Below are 15,714 nucleotides of genomic sequence, written 5' to 3'. Positions count from 1 at the left end.
GGTTCTCCTTGAGGAGCCGTTTGGGTGGGGCCTTGGTGATCGGCTCCCCTCAAGGTTGAGGGGAGCTGCCGCGCACGGCGCGGCTGAGGGGAGTTGGCCCCGTAGGCGTTGACAGTACGACGGTGTTGTTGTCTTTGGTTGAGCATCACCTTCCTCTTTTGGCTGGTTGCTGATTGGTATTCTACTCCTAGAATTACTGCCTAGTCATTGAATATTGCGGTGATTTCAACAGAAGAAACCGGTTGATAGTATCGACAGGATTGATTTTGGATGGGTGATGATATCCAACCAAAGTCATCTTGGCTGATTGTGCTGACAAGTTTCCAGCGAATCGGGAAGAAAGCGCGGGCGAGGCATCATGGGGTTCTACCTTCAGGGGCTTACTGTCGGATTGGCGTACATCGCGCCCATCGGCATGCAGAATCTGTTCGTCATCAATTCGGCGCTGACCAAGCCGCGACGGCGGGCGCTGGCGACGGCACTGATCGTCATCGTGTTCGACATGGCGCTTTCGCTTTCCTGCTTCTTCGGCGTCGGCGCGCTGATGCAGTCGAACCCGTGGCTTGAGACCATCGTGCTCGGGCTCGGCGGACTGGTCGTGATCCGCATCGGCATGGGACTCGTACTGCCGCAGCGTCATGGGACCCGTGCCGACACGGCTGGGACGGGCCATGCCGGAAAGGCGGACGGCGTGGCGGGACGGTCATGCGACGACGCTCGTCCACGGAGATTCCAGTCGGCGTCGGACAGGCATCCCGGCATGCGCGGCCTGCTCGACACCATCGGCACCGCGTGCGTGGTCACGTGGTGCAATCCGCAGGCGATCATCGACGGCACGCTGATGCTCGGCGCATTCGCCGCCACCCTGAACGTCGGGCAGACCGCGCCGTTCATCACCGGGGTGGAGACCGCCTCGGTGCTGTGGTTCCTCGGCGTCACGCTCGTCGTCAACGCGTTCGCGCACAAATTCAGCCCGAAGGTCATCGACGTGCTCAACAGAGTGTGCGGCGTGGTGATCACCCTATACGGCGTCAAACTCCTCGTCGAATTCGCCCTGGCCGTCATGGCCGTCAATCTGTAATTTGGCAAAAACGGTCATAAGGGGCCTCGGAAAGGTTCTCTTATGACCGGTTTTACCAAGTATGGGAATTTTGTGACCGGTTTTACCAAGTAATGGATTCTTCCTACGGGGATTCCGCGGTCGGGTCCGTCCGGCCGGTATCCCCGCCCCTCGGCTAGACTGTCCTATGTTATGAATCCATCGACTGAAACCCCGAAAACCCCGGATGCCGCGCCCGCATCCATCATCCGTCGCCACCGGCCCGAGGTGCTGGCACCGGCCGGCAACCTGCGTGGGCTGAAAACCGCCGTCGACTATGGCGCGGACGCCGTCTACTGCGGCGGCAAGGCGTTCGGCATGAGAAGCGCCCCACGCAACCTGAGCCTCGCCGACTTCGAGGAGGGCGCACGCTACGCCCATGCCGTGGGCGCCCGCGTGTACGTCACGCTCAACGTGCTGCCCCGCAACGCCGAGGTCGAGGCGATCCGCGACTACATCGGCCAGCTGAAGGACACCGGCATCGACGCGCTGATCGTCACCGACATCGGTGTGATGATGATGGCCCACCGGATCGCCCCCGACCTCGAACTGCATGTGAGCACGCAGGCCGGCGTCACCAACTACGGCGCCGCGCAGGCCCTGTACGAGTTCGGCGCGCGCCGCGTCGTGCTCGCCCGCGAGATGGACCTGCAGGCCGTGCGCGACATCCGCGCCCGCATCCCCGACGACATGGACATCGAATGCTTCGTGCACGGCGCGATGTGCATGGCGTTCTCCGGACGCTGCCTGTTCTCCAACTACCTCACCGGCCGCGACGGCAACCACGGCGAATGCGCGCAGCCCTGCCGCTGGAAGTACTCGATCGTGGAGGAGAAGCGGCCCGGTCAGTACTATCCGATCGAACAGACCGAGGAAGGCGCCTACCTGTTCAACTCGCAGGACATGAACATGCTCGAACATATCGACGACCTGCTCGACTCGGGCGCCAGCAGCCTCAAGATCGAGGGCCGCTCCAAAAGCGCCTACTATGTGGCCGCCATGACCAACGCCTACAAGACCGCCGTCGACGAATACATGGTGCAGCGCGGATTCGAAGACGCCTCCGGCAACGTGCTCAAGCCGTTCCATGACCGCGTGGTCCGTCCCGACGACCCGGACTTCGCACAGACCGACGACGACGCCGTGGAACGCAACGCCGACCAGGCGTTCGCCGGCATGCCCGGCGAGCCGCCCGCCGCCGTCGAGGACGCGGCCGCGCGGTCCGCCGGAGGGGCGAAGCTCGACGAGCTGAGCTACCGGGCCCGATCCACCCGACGCAAGTCCAATACGCGCGAGGAGGTGCTGCCCGAAGGCTGGCACCATGCGCGATGCCGCCCGGCCCCGCACGTCGAACTGCCCGGATGGCTGGTCGAGGAACCATACAAGGTGGCCCACCGCGACTACTCCACCGGCTTCTACTATCCGGAACACAAGGTGACGCAGAACACCGACCGCTCCGCCTATTTCCGCGACTGGCTGGTCGTGGGGGAGGTGCTCTCCTGGAGCGCCGAACGCGGTGGACGCGCCACCATCATGGCCCGCAACAAGATCGAGCCCGGGCAGCTGGTCGAATTCGTGCTGCCCGGCGAGGCCCCGCTCGCCTACACCGTGCCCGATGACGGGCTGGAGGACGCCGACGGCGTGCCCGTGGCCGAGATCAACCATCCGGCGCGCGTGTTCTCCCTGCCCTGCCCGCATGAGGTGCCCGTCAACGCCGCCATGCGTTCACGAACCAAAAAGCCCACGCTCAAAGCCGCATAAGGAGCAGCCATGACCAACCCGAACCCGCTGACCAACCCGAATCCGGCCGACCCCAACGCCAGGATCCTCGACAGCAACACGCTGCCCACCCACTACGACGACGGCCGGCCCGTGCCCGTCACCATCCCCATCCCGCTCGCCCCCGGCGTCAAGGTCGTCTACACCACGCGCCTCGGAGGCGTCTCCCAGGGCGACTACGCGGCTCTGAACCTCGGCGGCCGCGGCGGCGACGACCCGAAGGCCATCGAATCCAACCGCGAGGCGCTCGCCGGCGAGATCGGCGCAAGGCTTTCTCTGGTCGGCCAGGTGCACTCCGCCGTGGCCGTCGACGCCGACGAACTGTTCCGGCAGAACGCGCCCTACGGCTTCGACGCCTCCGGCACCCGCATCGACGACGAGCGCGAAGCGCAGCGCATCGAAGCCGACGGGCAGGTCACGTCCCGCACCGGCATCGCCCTCGGCATGTTCGCCGCCGACTGCCTGCCCGTGCTGTTCGCCGACCCGACCACCGGCGTCATCGGCGCCGCCCACTGCGGCCGACGCGGACTCCAGCGTGGCATCATCGGCGAGACCGTGGACCTCATGGTGAAGAAGGGAGCCAAGCGCGACGCGATCGTCGCCACGCTCGGCCCCCGCATCTGCGGCGAATGCTACGAGGTGGGCGACGAGGTGGCCGACGACTTCCAGAAACGCTTCCCCCTCACCAAGACCACGTCCCGCTTCGGCGGCGCCGGCATCGACATCGCCGAGGCCGCGATGATCGACCTCGCCTTCGCCGGCGTGCACAACGTCGTCGATTCCATGCCGCGCGTCAACGCCGCCACCAAGTACCTCGCCGACGATGAGGAGCTCAAGGCCCTGTGCCGCGCCGACAACGAAGGCGACCCCGAACTGCACGAACGCCTCGGCAATGTGCGCCACAGCCTGTGCACGCTCGAAAACCCGCTGTGGTATTCGCATCGCCGCGCCGCGCTCGCCGGCAAGACCCGCGAAGGCCGCCTCCTCGCCCTTGTCGTGCGCGAGTAGCGGGCGGTGGGACGAGAAGCGAAGGCCTCGGCCGCGCCGAATTGAGATGGGCGTCGGCCGAGGGGTCGAGGGATTGAGGGTTGAGGGGCCGAGGACCCATGTATCCTCGTAGCCGCAGGTTTCGCCCATGCCGCCCAGTTGCATATTCGGTGCAGAATATGTGTGAACGACGCACATGGGCGATCATGGACGCCTACGGTGGGGTCCATGTGTGAGAAGAGCAGTGTTTCGCAGTCGGAGCAGACCAAGACGCAGTCCCCATCCCAGACACCGACGGTGCCCGTGGTGGCCGTGGTATTGGCTGCGGGATTCGGCACGCGGTTCGACCCCGACAACCCCAAGCAGCTGGTGTCGGTCGGCGGCAAGGAGATCGTCGTATGGTCCATCGAGGCGTTCGAGAACGATCCGCGCGTCACCGACGTCATCGTCGTCGTCAACGCGCAGGTGGGTGATGAGGTCGAACGTCTCGTCGACGCCAACGGGTTCGGCAAGGTCCGCGCCATCATCCCCGGCGGCGCCGAACGTTCCGACAGCACGCAGAACGCGTTGCAGATGCTCGCCGACGCCGGCATCCCCGGCGATGCGAAGATTTTGATCCACGACGCCGTCCGCCCGTTCGTGGAACGTCGTTCCATTGACGGCTGCATCGACGCGCTCGACGAGTTCGAGGCCGCCACCGTGGCCGTGGCGTCCACCGACACCGTGCTGCTCACCGGCGATCTGGGCGACCGCAAGGTCATCCATTCGGTTCCGGAACGTCCGAACACGTTCCGCGCGCAGACGCCCCAGGCGTTCCGCTTCGCCACGATCCGCAAGGCGTATGCGGCGGCCGTCGACGATCCCGACTTCCATCCGACCGACGACACCCGCGTGGTCGTGGATTATCTGCCCGATACGCCCGTGGCCATCGTCGCCGGCGCGGAGACGAATCTGAAGATCACGACCCTGGCCGACATCCCGATCGCCGAGAACATCGCCGAATCGATCCGCGGCCCGCGTACCCGTGAGGAGGCCAAGGAGCGGATGCACGCCGTGTTCGCCGAGGCCTTCAACCAGATGCGCCGCTGACGGCCGGCGCAGCCCGCCGCGGGAAAATCGTCCGGGCATACGAACGGTTACACTGGGCATCATGCAGCAGTTCAACGTCGTGATTTCCGGATTCGACCATTACGAGGGCATCGACCTCAATCCGTCCGCCGAAGTGGCCCGCGTGCTGGAGTCCAAAGGGGTGGACGACATACCGGACGGCGCGACGGTCTGTGTGACGTCCGTCCTGCTGCCGCTGAGCTTCCAGAACGCATGGCCGACGCTGCGCGAGACCATCGACGCCGTCGGCCCGGATATCGTCATCGCCACGGGATTGAAGACCCATGCGCATTCGGTGGCGTTGGAGCGTTGCGCCACGAATCTCATCGACGCGTCGCGGCCGGATGCCGACAACGTGCAACCCCGCCGCGTGCCCATCAATTCCGAGGGGCCGGCAGCATACTGGACCCGTCTGCCCCTGCGGGCGATCCTGCATGATTTCACCCGGCGCAACATCCCCGCCACGCTGAGTTCGGACGCCGGCACGTTCGTCTGCAACTCGCTGTTCTACCAGTTGCTGGACTGGAACGCCGCGCAGTCGAACGCGCTCGCCGGGTTCCTCAGCTTCCCGAAGGTGGGCGACGGCGGCAAGTACGGTTCCGGGCTGTCGCTGGACCAGATGATCGTGGCCGCCAAGGATGCCGTGCGCGCCACCGTGGACTACGCCATCCATCCCTTCGCCGACGAGATCTGCGCCGATTAGGCTCCGGGTTCCGCGTCGGACAGGGTGTGTCCTCGGCAGGGCAACGGCTTACCCTCCGCCCCTCCGCCACGTGTGTGAGACAAGTGTGGCAACGTGGCGTGGCTGCCGCGATTCCGCACCGCATCTGCGCTAAAGTTTCCAGCAGTCGGGGTACGTAGTCCCGTCACAGTTCTTACGTTGTGTGCGAAGGCAGGAGTTCGTGATGTCAGAAAATTTCCCTGTGGTGTTGCGTGGATACGACAAGGAGCGGGTCGAGCAGGCCATGGCCGAGATGCGCGAGAACACGGCGCGCATGCGCGAGCAGATTCGCGCCTATGACCAGCGCATCCTGAAGCTTGAGGCCGAGCTGCAGGAGGAGAAGGCCAAGAAGGCCGCCCCGCAGAAGAACTCCTTCGCCTCCCTGGGCGCCTCCGCCCAGCAGCTGCTGAGCTCCGCCGAGCAGACCAGCCGCGAACTGCTCGACCGCGCCAAGCAGGACGCCGCCACGATTCGCCGCACGGCGCAGCAGAAGGCCGACACCATCATGAACAACGCGTCCATCGACGCGAACCAGGTGCATGACGACGCCCGCACCGAGGCCGATTCCATGGTGTCGAAGGCCCGCACCGAGGCCAGCACGATCCTCGCCTCCGCCAAGCAGACCGCGCAGCAGCTCAAGGCCGTGGCCGAGAAGCAGGCCAGCGAGCAGCGCGACACCCTGCAGCTCGAACTCACCACCAAGCGCGGCGACCAGGAGAAGACCCTGGCCGCTCAGAAGGCCACGCATGAGCGCGAAATGAACGAGCAGCGCACGCAGCTCACCCAGGAGATCGCCAACCAGCGCAAGGCCGCCGACGAGGAGATCGCCCGCAAGAAGAACGAGTCCGACGACCGCATCCAGAAGGCGCTGGACCAGGCCAACGCCCGTCTGAACGACATGCGCGACCAGGCCGGCAAGATGCTGTCCGATGCCAAGCGTCAGGCCGGCGAGATCCTTGAGAAGGCCAACGCGAACGCCCGCCGCCTCACCGATTCCGCCGATGTGGAGCGCGCCGAGCGTCTGGCCAAGGTCTCCGCCGAGGTGGAGCAGATCCGCAAGGACATCGCCGCCCAGCAGGACGACGCCACCAAGAAGGTCAACGAGGTGCTGGCGAACATCAAGGAGCGCAGCGCCCAGGCGCAGCAGGAGTCCGACGAACTGCTCGCCCAGGCCCGCGCCGCCCGCGCCGACGCCGACGCCTATGCCGCGCAGAAGCGTCAGGACGCCGACGCGCAGAGCAAGGCCTTGGTGGACGAGGCCACGCGCAAGGCCGAGGCCCAGATCCAGCAGCGTCGCGAGGCCGCGCAGAAGGAGATCGAGGGGCTGCAGGACCATATCGCCGCATTGCAGTCGCGCGAGGCCTCCATCACCGCCCGCGTGGACGAGCTGCGTTCCATCTTCTCCAACGCGTTCGGCTTCGGCAACCCCGCCGCCGAATCCCCGGCCGCGCCGCTCGCCACGAGCGCCGGCGCAGGCACCATCTCGGCCCCCGGCGACCAGCCGGCCGGCGTGGGCGAGGCCCCGGATGTGCCGGTCGTCAACACCGTGGCGGATGCGCCGTCCACCGAGGACCATCCGACCCCGGTGAGCGTGACCGGCACCGGTATGCCTCCGGTCGGCGGCGAGCCGGCTCCGGCTCCGGCTGCTGTCCCGGCCGAGCCCGAGGAGCCGTCGGTCCCGGCCGAGCCGGTCCTCGACCAGCCGACCGCAGCGGCCCCTGTCGAGGCCACGATGGCCATGGAGACCACGGTCGTGCCGCAGGCCCCGCTGGCCGACGCACCCTCGCCCATCGCCGAGTCGGCGTCCCCCGCCTCCGCGGCCCCGGCGTCTCCGGTGCCCGCGCACATGCAGACGATGGCCGCCCCCGCGGAGATGCCGCCGTCCATCGAGCCCGTGCACAAGAAGGAGCGTATGCATGACTGAGCTGACCGAACCGAAGAGGTTCATATCCCTGTCCGAAAACCGTCTCGCCGACCTGCGTGAGCGTTTCGACGCCCGTGAGGCCAACCGCATCGCCATGAACGCGGTCACCGATTCCGGCATCGACAAGACCGCCCGCAACTTCGACCGCGCCCGTTCGCTGCAGCGCCGGTTCTCTACCGTCGTCGACAACGGCAAGGTCACGTCGCAGGCGCGTTCAGGCCGCTGCTGGCTGTTCAGCTCGCTGAACGTGGCTCGTTTCGTGGCGAAGAAGAACCTCGGCGTCAAGGATTTCGAGTTCTCGCAGAGCTATGCCATGTACTACGACAAGCTCGAACGCGTGAACTACTTCCTGCAGGACGTGGCCGCGCTCGTCGCCGCCGGCGAGCCCTCCGACTCCCGCCTCATGCAGCATCTGCTGCACGATGTGATGGGCGACGGAGGCCAGTGGACCATGGCCCTGAACGTCTACACCAAGTACGGTGCCGTGCCGAAGGACCTGTTCCCCGAGACCGCGTCCAGCCAGAACACCGGCCAGATGAACACGAACCTGCGTTCCGTGCTGCGTCAGGCCGTCGCCCGGCTGTATGAGGGCGCCGACGTCGAAACCACCGTGGCCGATACGCTGGCCGCCGCCCACCGCGTGCTGACGATCCATCTGGGCACCCCGCCGACGAGCTTCGACTGGGAGTGGACCGACGACGAGGGTGATTTCCACCGCGTCGGCGAGATCACGCCCGTCGAGTTCTGGAACCGTTACGTCGACGCCGGTCTTGAGGATTACGTCTGCCTGGTCGACGACCCGCGCAAGGAGCATCCGAAGGGCACCAAGATCGCCATCGAACATCTGGGCAACGTGGTCGGCGGCACGCCGACCGAGTATCTCAACGTGCCGGTCGATTTCATGAAGGACTGCGCCCGCCGCATCATGGAGGAGCAGGGCATCCCCGTCTGGTTCGGCGCGGACTGCCATCCGATGATGGACCGGACGAACGGCGCATGGGCCACCGACCTGTTCGAATACGGCCGCGTGTATGATTTCGACTTCGCGATGGACAAGGAGGAGCGCGTACGCTTCGCCGATTCCGCGATGAACCATGCGATGGCGTTCGTCGGCGTCGACGTGGCCGACGACGGCCGGACGACGCGACGCTGGCGCGTGGAGAACTCGTGGGGCGATAAGATCGCGGACAAGGGCTACTTCACGATGAGCGACGACTGGTTCAGCGAGTTCGTATACGAGGTCGCCGTGCCGAAGTCCTATCTGCCGAAGGAATACCAGGAGGCCCTGGACGCCCCCGCCATCTCCCTCCCCGCATGGGATCCGATGGGAGCTTTGGCCTGAGGCTACGCCGTCAGGCCAAAGCTAGGAGACGTTAAGCACAACAGTCCAGTGGACTGTTGTGTAGTCTCCCCGGTTGGTTTCTTACGAAACCGACCGGTTTCACCTATCGTCAAGCGAGCGCTAGGAGCTGGCTGGAACGTGATGTGCAATCGGCTCCCCTCGTTGAGGGGAGCTGTCAGCGAAGCTGACTGAGGGGAGAAAACGTTTGGGGGCGGAAGGCGACTCCGGGTGGTCAACTCCCCTCAGTCCGCCTTTGGCGGACAGCTCCCCTCATTCATGAGGGGAGCCAATCGGCTGGAACGTGCAGTGTAATCAGCTCCCCCGCAGTCGGCGGGGAGCCGGCTGGAACGTGATGTGCAATCGGCTCCCCTCGTTGAGGGGAGCTGTCAGCGAAGCTGACTGAGGGGAGTTGCCCCGTCTCAGTCACCCGGCTTAATACGCAACGAGGTCCGACACCCAACGGTGCCGGACCTCGTTGCGTATCGTCGTATATCCGCGACCTTACGCGTACATGTTGCGTTCGCGCATGTCGGCGGGCAGTCCCTCGATGAGGTGCGTCACCGAATCGCTTTCGAACACGGACCGGATGCCGGCGGCCAGCAGCGGCGCGATCGACAGCACGGTCACGCCGTCGAAACGCTTCTCCGCCGGGACGGGCACGGTATCGGTGAGGATGATCTCGCGGGCGCCGCAGTTCTTGAGGCGTTCGACGGCCGGTCCGGAAAGCAGTCCGTGGGTGGCGACGAGCGTCACGCTCTTGGCGCCGGCGCCGCGCAGCACCTTCACGGCCTCGCAGATTGTGCCGGCGGTGTCGATCATGTCGTCGACGACGATGCAGTCGCGGCCCTCGACGTCGCCGATGATGCCATGCGCCTCGGCATGGTTCGGACGCGTGATGTCGCGCGACTTGTGGATGAACGCCAGCGGACGGTTGTCGAGGCGGGCGGCCCACCGTTCGGACACCTTGATGCGGCCGGCGTCGGGGGAGACGACGGTCACGTTGTCGAGCGGCACGTGCGTGCGCACGTAGTCGATGAGGATGGGCATGGCGGTCAGATGGTCGACGGGGTTGTCGAAGAAGCCCTGCTCCTGCGTGGCGTGCAGGTCGACGGTGACGATGCGGTCGGCGCCGGCGGTCTTGAACAGGTCGAACACGAGACGCGCGGTGATGGGTTCACGGCCCTGATGCTTCTTGTCCTGACGCGAATAGCCGAGGAACGGTGCCACGACGGTGATGGAGCGTGCGGATGCGCGTTTGAGCGCGTCGATCATGATGAGCTGCTCCATGATCCACTTGTTGATGGGATCGGTGTGGCTTTGGATGACGAAGACGTCGGCGCCGCGCACGGGCTGCGTGAAGCGGATGTACATCTCGCCGTTCGCGAAGTCGTATGCCGTGGTCGGGAGAACGTCGATGCCCAGGCATCTCGCGATTTCCTCACCCAATTCCGGGTACGCCCGGCCGGTGACGATGGCGAGTTTCCTCTTCGGGGTTTCCTCCAGGACTGTGGACATGCGAGTTTCTCCTTTCGACCCTTGTCGATAGTAGTCGAAAACCAAGTGATTTGCCTACCCGACAGCGTAGCGGTGTCGCGGCATGCAACGGTTGACGTTGGGGCAGTCATCACATGTTGTTGGAAAACTCCGTGCGTTCATCCCGATATGTGGCGTCCATCGGCGATAGTGAGACAATGATGATGTCCCGACGATGTCGTCGACGTCTTTCCGCCGGCCATGGACGATGCAATGACGATGCAATCGAATGAGACAACATGGGGCAAAGTGGCGGGGACATCGTATAGTGGGAGTTCGTCTCGACGGTTGAGACGATTACATGGCGACAGACCGTCGCATCATGCAGTGAAAGAGGTGAGAAATATGGCAGTGCTTCGCGGACCCGACAGCAGCGAAGACGAACGGCGCAATCTCTCGGAGCGCGCCGTCTTTCCCGAGACGATGGATGTGAACATCTATCAGCTTGACCCTATTCCGGCACCTCGCTCCTTTATCCGGGAGATCCCGCTCAGCGACAAGCAGCTCGACCTCGTGCGGCGCTCGCGTCAGGAGATTCGTGACGTGCTCAACGGCCGCGACGACCGTCTGCTGGCGATCGTCGGCCCCTGCTCCATCCACGATCCGAAGGCCGCGCACGACTACGCGCAGCGTCTGGCCGAAGTGGCGTACGAGCTGCGCGACGACCTGGTGGTCGTGATGCGCGTGTACTTCGAGAAGCCGCGCACCACCATCGGATGGAAGGGGCTGATCAACGACCCGGACCTCGACGGCACGTTCAACATCCGCAAGGGCATGTTCATGGCGCGCAAGGTGCTTTCCGACGTACTCGACCTCGGCATCCCGGCAGCCACCGAATGGCTCGACCCCATCACGCCGCAGTATCTCTCCGACGCGATCAGCTGGGGTGCGATCGGCGCGCGCAACACCGAAAGCCAGGTGCATCGCGAACTGGCCAGCGGCTTGTCCATGCCGGTCGGCTTCAAGAACTCCACCGACGGCTCCATCAAGGCGGCCGCCGACTCCTGCTATGCGTCGAGCTTCCAGCACCACTTCCTGTCCATCAACCTCGACGGCCATGTGATCGCCGCAGAGACGAAGGGCAACCCCGACTGCCATCTCATCCTGCGCGGTTCGAGCCACGGCCCCAATTACGATCCCGAGTCGGTGAAGGCCGCACTTGAGGCGTTGAGGAAGTCGAAGGCGCCCGGCCCCAGCGAGGTCGGTCTGGTCGTCGACGCCGCCCACGGCAACTGCGGCAAGGACGAGGTCGTGGAGGCCGAGGTAGTGGAGAACCTGGCCGAACGCATCGCCGCGGGGGAGAAGGGCATCACCGGCATCATGATGGAAAGCTTCATCGAAGCCGGATCGCAGAAACCCGCGCCGCTCGACCAGCTCGTGTATGGCAAGTCCGTGACCGACCGCTGTGTGCCGTGGGACCGCACCGACGAGCTGCTGCACACACTCGCCGCCGCCGTCCGCAGCCGCCGCGAGCTGTAGTCCGATAGTCTCCCCTCAGTCGGCTTTGCCGACAGCTCCCCTCGGCGAGGGGAGCCGATTGGTGAGGCGCTCCATCTCATCGGCTCCCCTCAGGGTTGAGGGGAGCTGGCGGCCGTAGGCCGTCTGAGGGGAGTTGGTGTCGGGGGTCTCCCCTCAGTCAGGCTGTCGCCTGACAGCTCCCCTCGGGGAGGGGAGCCGATTGGTGAGACGTTCCATCCCGTCGGCTCCCCTCAAGGTTGAGGGGATCTGGCGGCCATAGGCCGTCTGAGGGGAGTTGGTGTCGGGTGTGTTCTCCCCTCAGTCAGGCTGTCGCATGACAGCTCCCCTCGGCGAGGGGAGCCGATTGGTGAGACGTTCTGTTCCATCCGGTTGAATCCCCTTTGTCAGGGGGAGCCTTTTGGTGGGTCGTTCCATCTCATCGGCTCCCCTCAAGGTTGAGGGGAGCTGGCGGCCGTAGGCCGTCTGAGGGGAGTTGGTGTCAAGGAGGGGAGTTTCTCGTCGTCGGCCATGCACTGCGCTGTCAGGCATCTGACAACTCGCTGAAATCATGGCAAATATTCCGATATTCGGCGTTTCATGCGAAATAATGGTCGTGTATGCACAATTTCTGCAATGATGCGGGGAAGGGAATGAACATGGCCGATCGAATCGTCGTCGTGACGGAAAGCAAGGCGCCGAAGAACCTGCGGATGAACGAGCGCGTGGCACCCGTCGATCTGGAGCCGGGAGTCGCCCCTGTGCTCAAATGGGAGGTGCCGCTCGTCGACATCGGATCCGTGCAGGCGGCGGACGAGGCCACGGCGTTCAACGCCGTCGTCGCATATCAGATCGTCGTCGCCTCCACATACGACATCGCCGAATCGGGCATCGGTGACGTGTGGGATTCAGGGCGCCGCGAAGGCAACGGCTTCGACGGCATCGTCCTCGACGAGGTCGCCATGTCCCCAAGCAGCCGATACTGGGTATCCGTGCGCGTCTGGCGTGGCACCGAGGACTCCAGCAAACCGACGGCGTGGAGCGATCCTATGACGTTCGGCACCGGTGCCGGCACGCGTTGGCAGGCCGCCCCCATCTGGGCCGACCCGTTGACCGCGAACGCCTACCGGACCCTCGAACCGCCCGAAAACGCCCGCGACGAGGCCGTGGCGTCCGACGCCGACGACCAGTTCGCCAACAAGCCTGAAACCATGCAGTCGGAACATAACTCCCAAGGCTGGGCGCTGTTCCGCGGACGCATCAGCCTTGCGCGCAAACCCATCCGCTGGGCCACGCTCAACGCCACCGGCGCCAGCGTGTGGCGCACCCGCCAATACGTGTACCGCATGTGGCTGAACGGCCATTTCGTCGGCATCGGACCTACGTTCCCCATCAACGGCGAAACACGCTATGACGGCTTCGACGTGACCCGGTATCTCGTCTCCGGACGGGACAACTTCATCGGCGTCATCGCCTACGCGCTGGAGGACCAGCGGTTCATGGCCCAACTCGACGTCATGTACGAGGACGGCACGCTCGTCCACTTCGGCACCAACGGCGAATGGCTCGCCAAGGTCGGCAACAACATCTTCCTCGACTCGCCGTCGGTCGGCTCGCACGTCTACGAACTGCCCGCCGAATACATCGACGCCGCCGAATACCCGCGCGGCATGTCGGAAGTCGGATACGACGACATCGACTGGGCCGGGGCCAAAATCAAGCAGCCTTTCGACGAACTGCGCGCCGCGCCGATCGACAAGCCCGAACTGCATGAATGGAAGGCCGTCGACAAATGGAAGACCGACGACGGCCGGCTCATCCTCGACTTCGGCCGCGCCGTGGCCGGCGGCATCCGCATGGCCGCATACTCGTCCACGCCGACCAACCTCGTCATCCGCTACGGCGAGGTGCTCAACGACGACCGCACCGTCAAATACCGGCTGAGCGCCTACAACACGTACCAGGACATCTGGCACTTCGAGCCGAACAAGCTCAAGGTCCCGCTCTCCGCCCGCACATGGGGTCTGCGCGTGTTCCGCTACGTGGAGATCCTCGCCGGAGACGACGACGGCATCATCGACGCGCTGTACGACAGCGACACCGCCGTGATGGCGCGCTCGCTGATCTACCCGTTCAACGGCGGAGACAAGGACTTCACCTCGTCCGACGAGACGCTCAACCGCGTATGGAACCTGTGCAGGCAGACCATCGAAGGCCTGAACGTGAACATGTACGTGGACTCGTGGACGCGCGAACGCATTCCCTACGAGGCCGACGCATGGCTCCAGCAGCGCGCGCACCTCGCCTTGGACAACGCGCCCGCGCTCGGCGAATACTCCGTCGACTTCCTGCTCGCCAACCGCACATGGCCCACCGAATGGCCCATGTATCTGGTGATCGCCGTCTACAACGCATGGGTGCAGACCGGAAGCCTCAGGCAGGCGCGCAACCACTGGGACCAGATCGTGGCCATGCTGCCGAACGACTACCTCGACGACGAGACCGGACTGATCGTGAAGGACCCCGGCGAAAGCAGCCATACCGATGGTGATCTCGTCGACTGGCCGCCGGCCGAACGCGATGGATTCGAATTCGGGCGTGTCAACACCGTGGTCAACGCGCTCGCCGCCTACGCCTACCGGTGCGCGTCGCGGCTCGCGTCGGCCCTCGGCAAGGGGGAGGAGTCCCGCAAGTACTTCCGCGTTGTCTCCCGTCTGAACAAGGCGATCAATGAACGGCTGTGGGACGAGAAGACCGGTGCCTACGTGGACGGTCTCGACTCCGGGGCCGACGGCGAGCAGCTAGGCCACTGCTCCGAGCACGCCTCCGCGTTCGTGCTCGCCGGATGCCGGGTGCCGGCCGAACGCATCCCGCGCGTGGTGGAGTTCCTGCATGGCAAGGGCATGGCATGCAGCGTGTACGTGGCCGCCATACTGCTCGAAGGCCTGTACAAGGCCGGTGCCGGCGCCTACGCGAACGAGCTCATCGCCGCAACCAAGGGCGAACGCACCTGGCAGCATATGATCGACCAGGGTGCCGGCGCCACCATGGAGGCTTGGAGTCTGGACCTCAAGAGCAACACCACGTATTCGCATCCGTGGGCGTGCTCGCCGGCCTATCTGCTGCCGCGGTACATGGTGGGTGTGCATCCGCTGGAGCCGGGCTTCCGCGAGTTCGTGGTGGCGCCGCAATGCGGGTCCGTGCGTGAGGCCGGCGCCGTCGTGCCGATTTCCGTAGGACGCATCGAAGCCTCGTACCGGCTGCTCGGCGACACGATTCCGACGCCCGGCGACCAGAGGGTGGACGGCATCGAGATTGACGTGACCGTGCCGATCGGCACCACCGCCGATGTGATCGTGCCGCCGCTGACCGGAGGCAAGGGCACGCTCACGCTCAACGGCGAGGAGGCCGCCGCCGGCGACGCGTCGCTGGGGATGCCGACCACCATCGTGCAGGGCAAGTATCCCGAAGGCGCGCGCCGCATCCACGGTCTGACAGCCGGTCGCCACGTGATCGTGGCCCGTGGAGGGAAGTCCGAGGCCTGAGCCGCGTGGAGCGTCTCACCTCGGCCAAAGGGAAGCCGAGTGAGTCTCACCAATCGGCTCCCCTCTCTGAGGGGAGCTGTCAGGCGACAGCCTGACTGAGGGGAGAACCCACCCGGATCCCACCTCCCCTCAGTCGGCCTACGGCCGCCAGCGCCCCTCAACCTTGAGGGGAGCCGACGGGATAGGACGTCTCACCAATCGGATCCCCTTGGCAAGGGGGAT

General features: G+C 65.2%; 10 protein-coding genes. 9 read left to right on the top strand and 1 reads right to left on the bottom strand.

Going from position 1 to position 15,714, the window contains the following annotated elements:
* Nucleotides 1–358: 358 nt before the first annotated feature.
* The 7 genes from DF200_RS09600 to DF200_RS09570 all read left to right on the top strand — a co-directional run bounded on the left by DF200_RS09600 (nt 359) and on the right by DF200_RS09570 (nt 8,959).
* Nucleotides 359–1,081: a LysE/ArgO family amino acid transporter gene (locus DF200_RS09600; protein ID WP_109138054.1), complete on the top strand. Its 723-nt coding sequence runs from the start codon at nt 359–361 to the stop codon at nt 1,079–1,081.
* Nucleotides 1,082–1,252: 171 nt separating this feature from the next.
* Nucleotides 1,253–2,860: a peptidase U32 family protein gene (locus DF200_RS09595; RefSeq protein ID WP_109138053.1), complete on the top strand. Its 1,608-nt coding sequence runs from the start codon at nt 1,253–1,255 to the stop codon at nt 2,858–2,860.
* Between the two features lie 9 nt (nt 2,861–2,869).
* Entirely contained in the window at nt 2,870–3,886 is a 1,017-nt protein-coding gene (locus tag DF200_RS09590; RefSeq protein WP_109138052.1) for a purine nucleoside phosphorylase YfiH/LACC1 family protein, read from the top strand.
* Between the two features lie 207 nt (nt 3,887–4,093).
* Complete coding sequence (locus DF200_RS09585) at nt 4,094–4,954, top strand: IspD/TarI family cytidylyltransferase (RefSeq protein ID WP_109138051.1); 861 nt, start codon at nt 4,094–4,096, stop codon at nt 4,952–4,954.
* A gap of 61 nt (nt 4,955–5,015) precedes the next feature.
* Nucleotides 5,016–5,675: a pyroglutamyl-peptidase I gene (locus DF200_RS09580; protein WP_109138050.1), complete on the top strand. Its 660-nt coding sequence runs from the start codon at nt 5,016–5,018 to the stop codon at nt 5,673–5,675.
* 202 nt (nt 5,676–5,877) lie between these two features.
* Nucleotides 5,878–7,617: a cell division protein gene (locus DF200_RS09575; RefSeq protein ID WP_146192066.1), complete on the top strand. Its 1,740-nt coding sequence runs from the start codon at nt 5,878–5,880 to the stop codon at nt 7,615–7,617.
* Nucleotides 7,610–8,959 (top strand): C1 family peptidase, encoded by a 1,350-nt coding sequence (locus DF200_RS09570; RefSeq protein ID WP_109138048.1) that lies wholly within the window; start codon nt 7,610–7,612, stop codon nt 8,957–8,959. Before DF200_RS09575 ends, DF200_RS09570 begins: the two co-directional genes overlap by 8 nt.
* Before the next feature lie 501 nt (nt 8,960–9,460).
* Here the strand turns inward: DF200_RS09570 and DF200_RS09565 are convergent.
* Entirely contained in the window at nt 9,461–10,474 is a 1,014-nt protein-coding gene (locus tag DF200_RS09565) for a ribose-phosphate diphosphokinase (protein ID WP_109138047.1), read from the bottom strand.
* 363 nt (nt 10,475–10,837) lie between these two features.
* On the opposite strand from DF200_RS09565, the gene DF200_RS09560 reads away from it, so the two are divergent.
* Together DF200_RS09560 and DF200_RS09555 are read left to right on the top strand one after the other, a co-directional pair.
* On the top strand, nt 10,838–11,971 hold the full coding sequence (locus tag DF200_RS09560; RefSeq protein ID WP_109138046.1) for a 3-deoxy-7-phosphoheptulonate synthase: 1,134 nt from the start codon (nt 10,838–10,840) through the stop codon (nt 11,969–11,971).
* Nucleotides 11,972–12,606: 635 nt separating this feature from the next.
* A complete protein-coding gene (locus tag DF200_RS09555) occupies nt 12,607–15,492 on the top strand; it encodes a family 78 glycoside hydrolase catalytic domain (protein WP_158275841.1) in 2,886 nt (961 codons plus the stop codon).
* The last annotated feature ends 222 nt before the right edge of the window (nt 15,493–15,714 follow it).

This window comes from Bifidobacterium catulorum, from assembly GCF_003129925.1.
GTDB lineage: Bacteria > Actinomycetota > Actinomycetes > Actinomycetales > Bifidobacteriaceae > Galliscardovia > Galliscardovia catulorum.
Note: the sequence above shows the minus strand (reverse complement) of the source record. Positions and strands in the feature narration are given on the sequence as shown.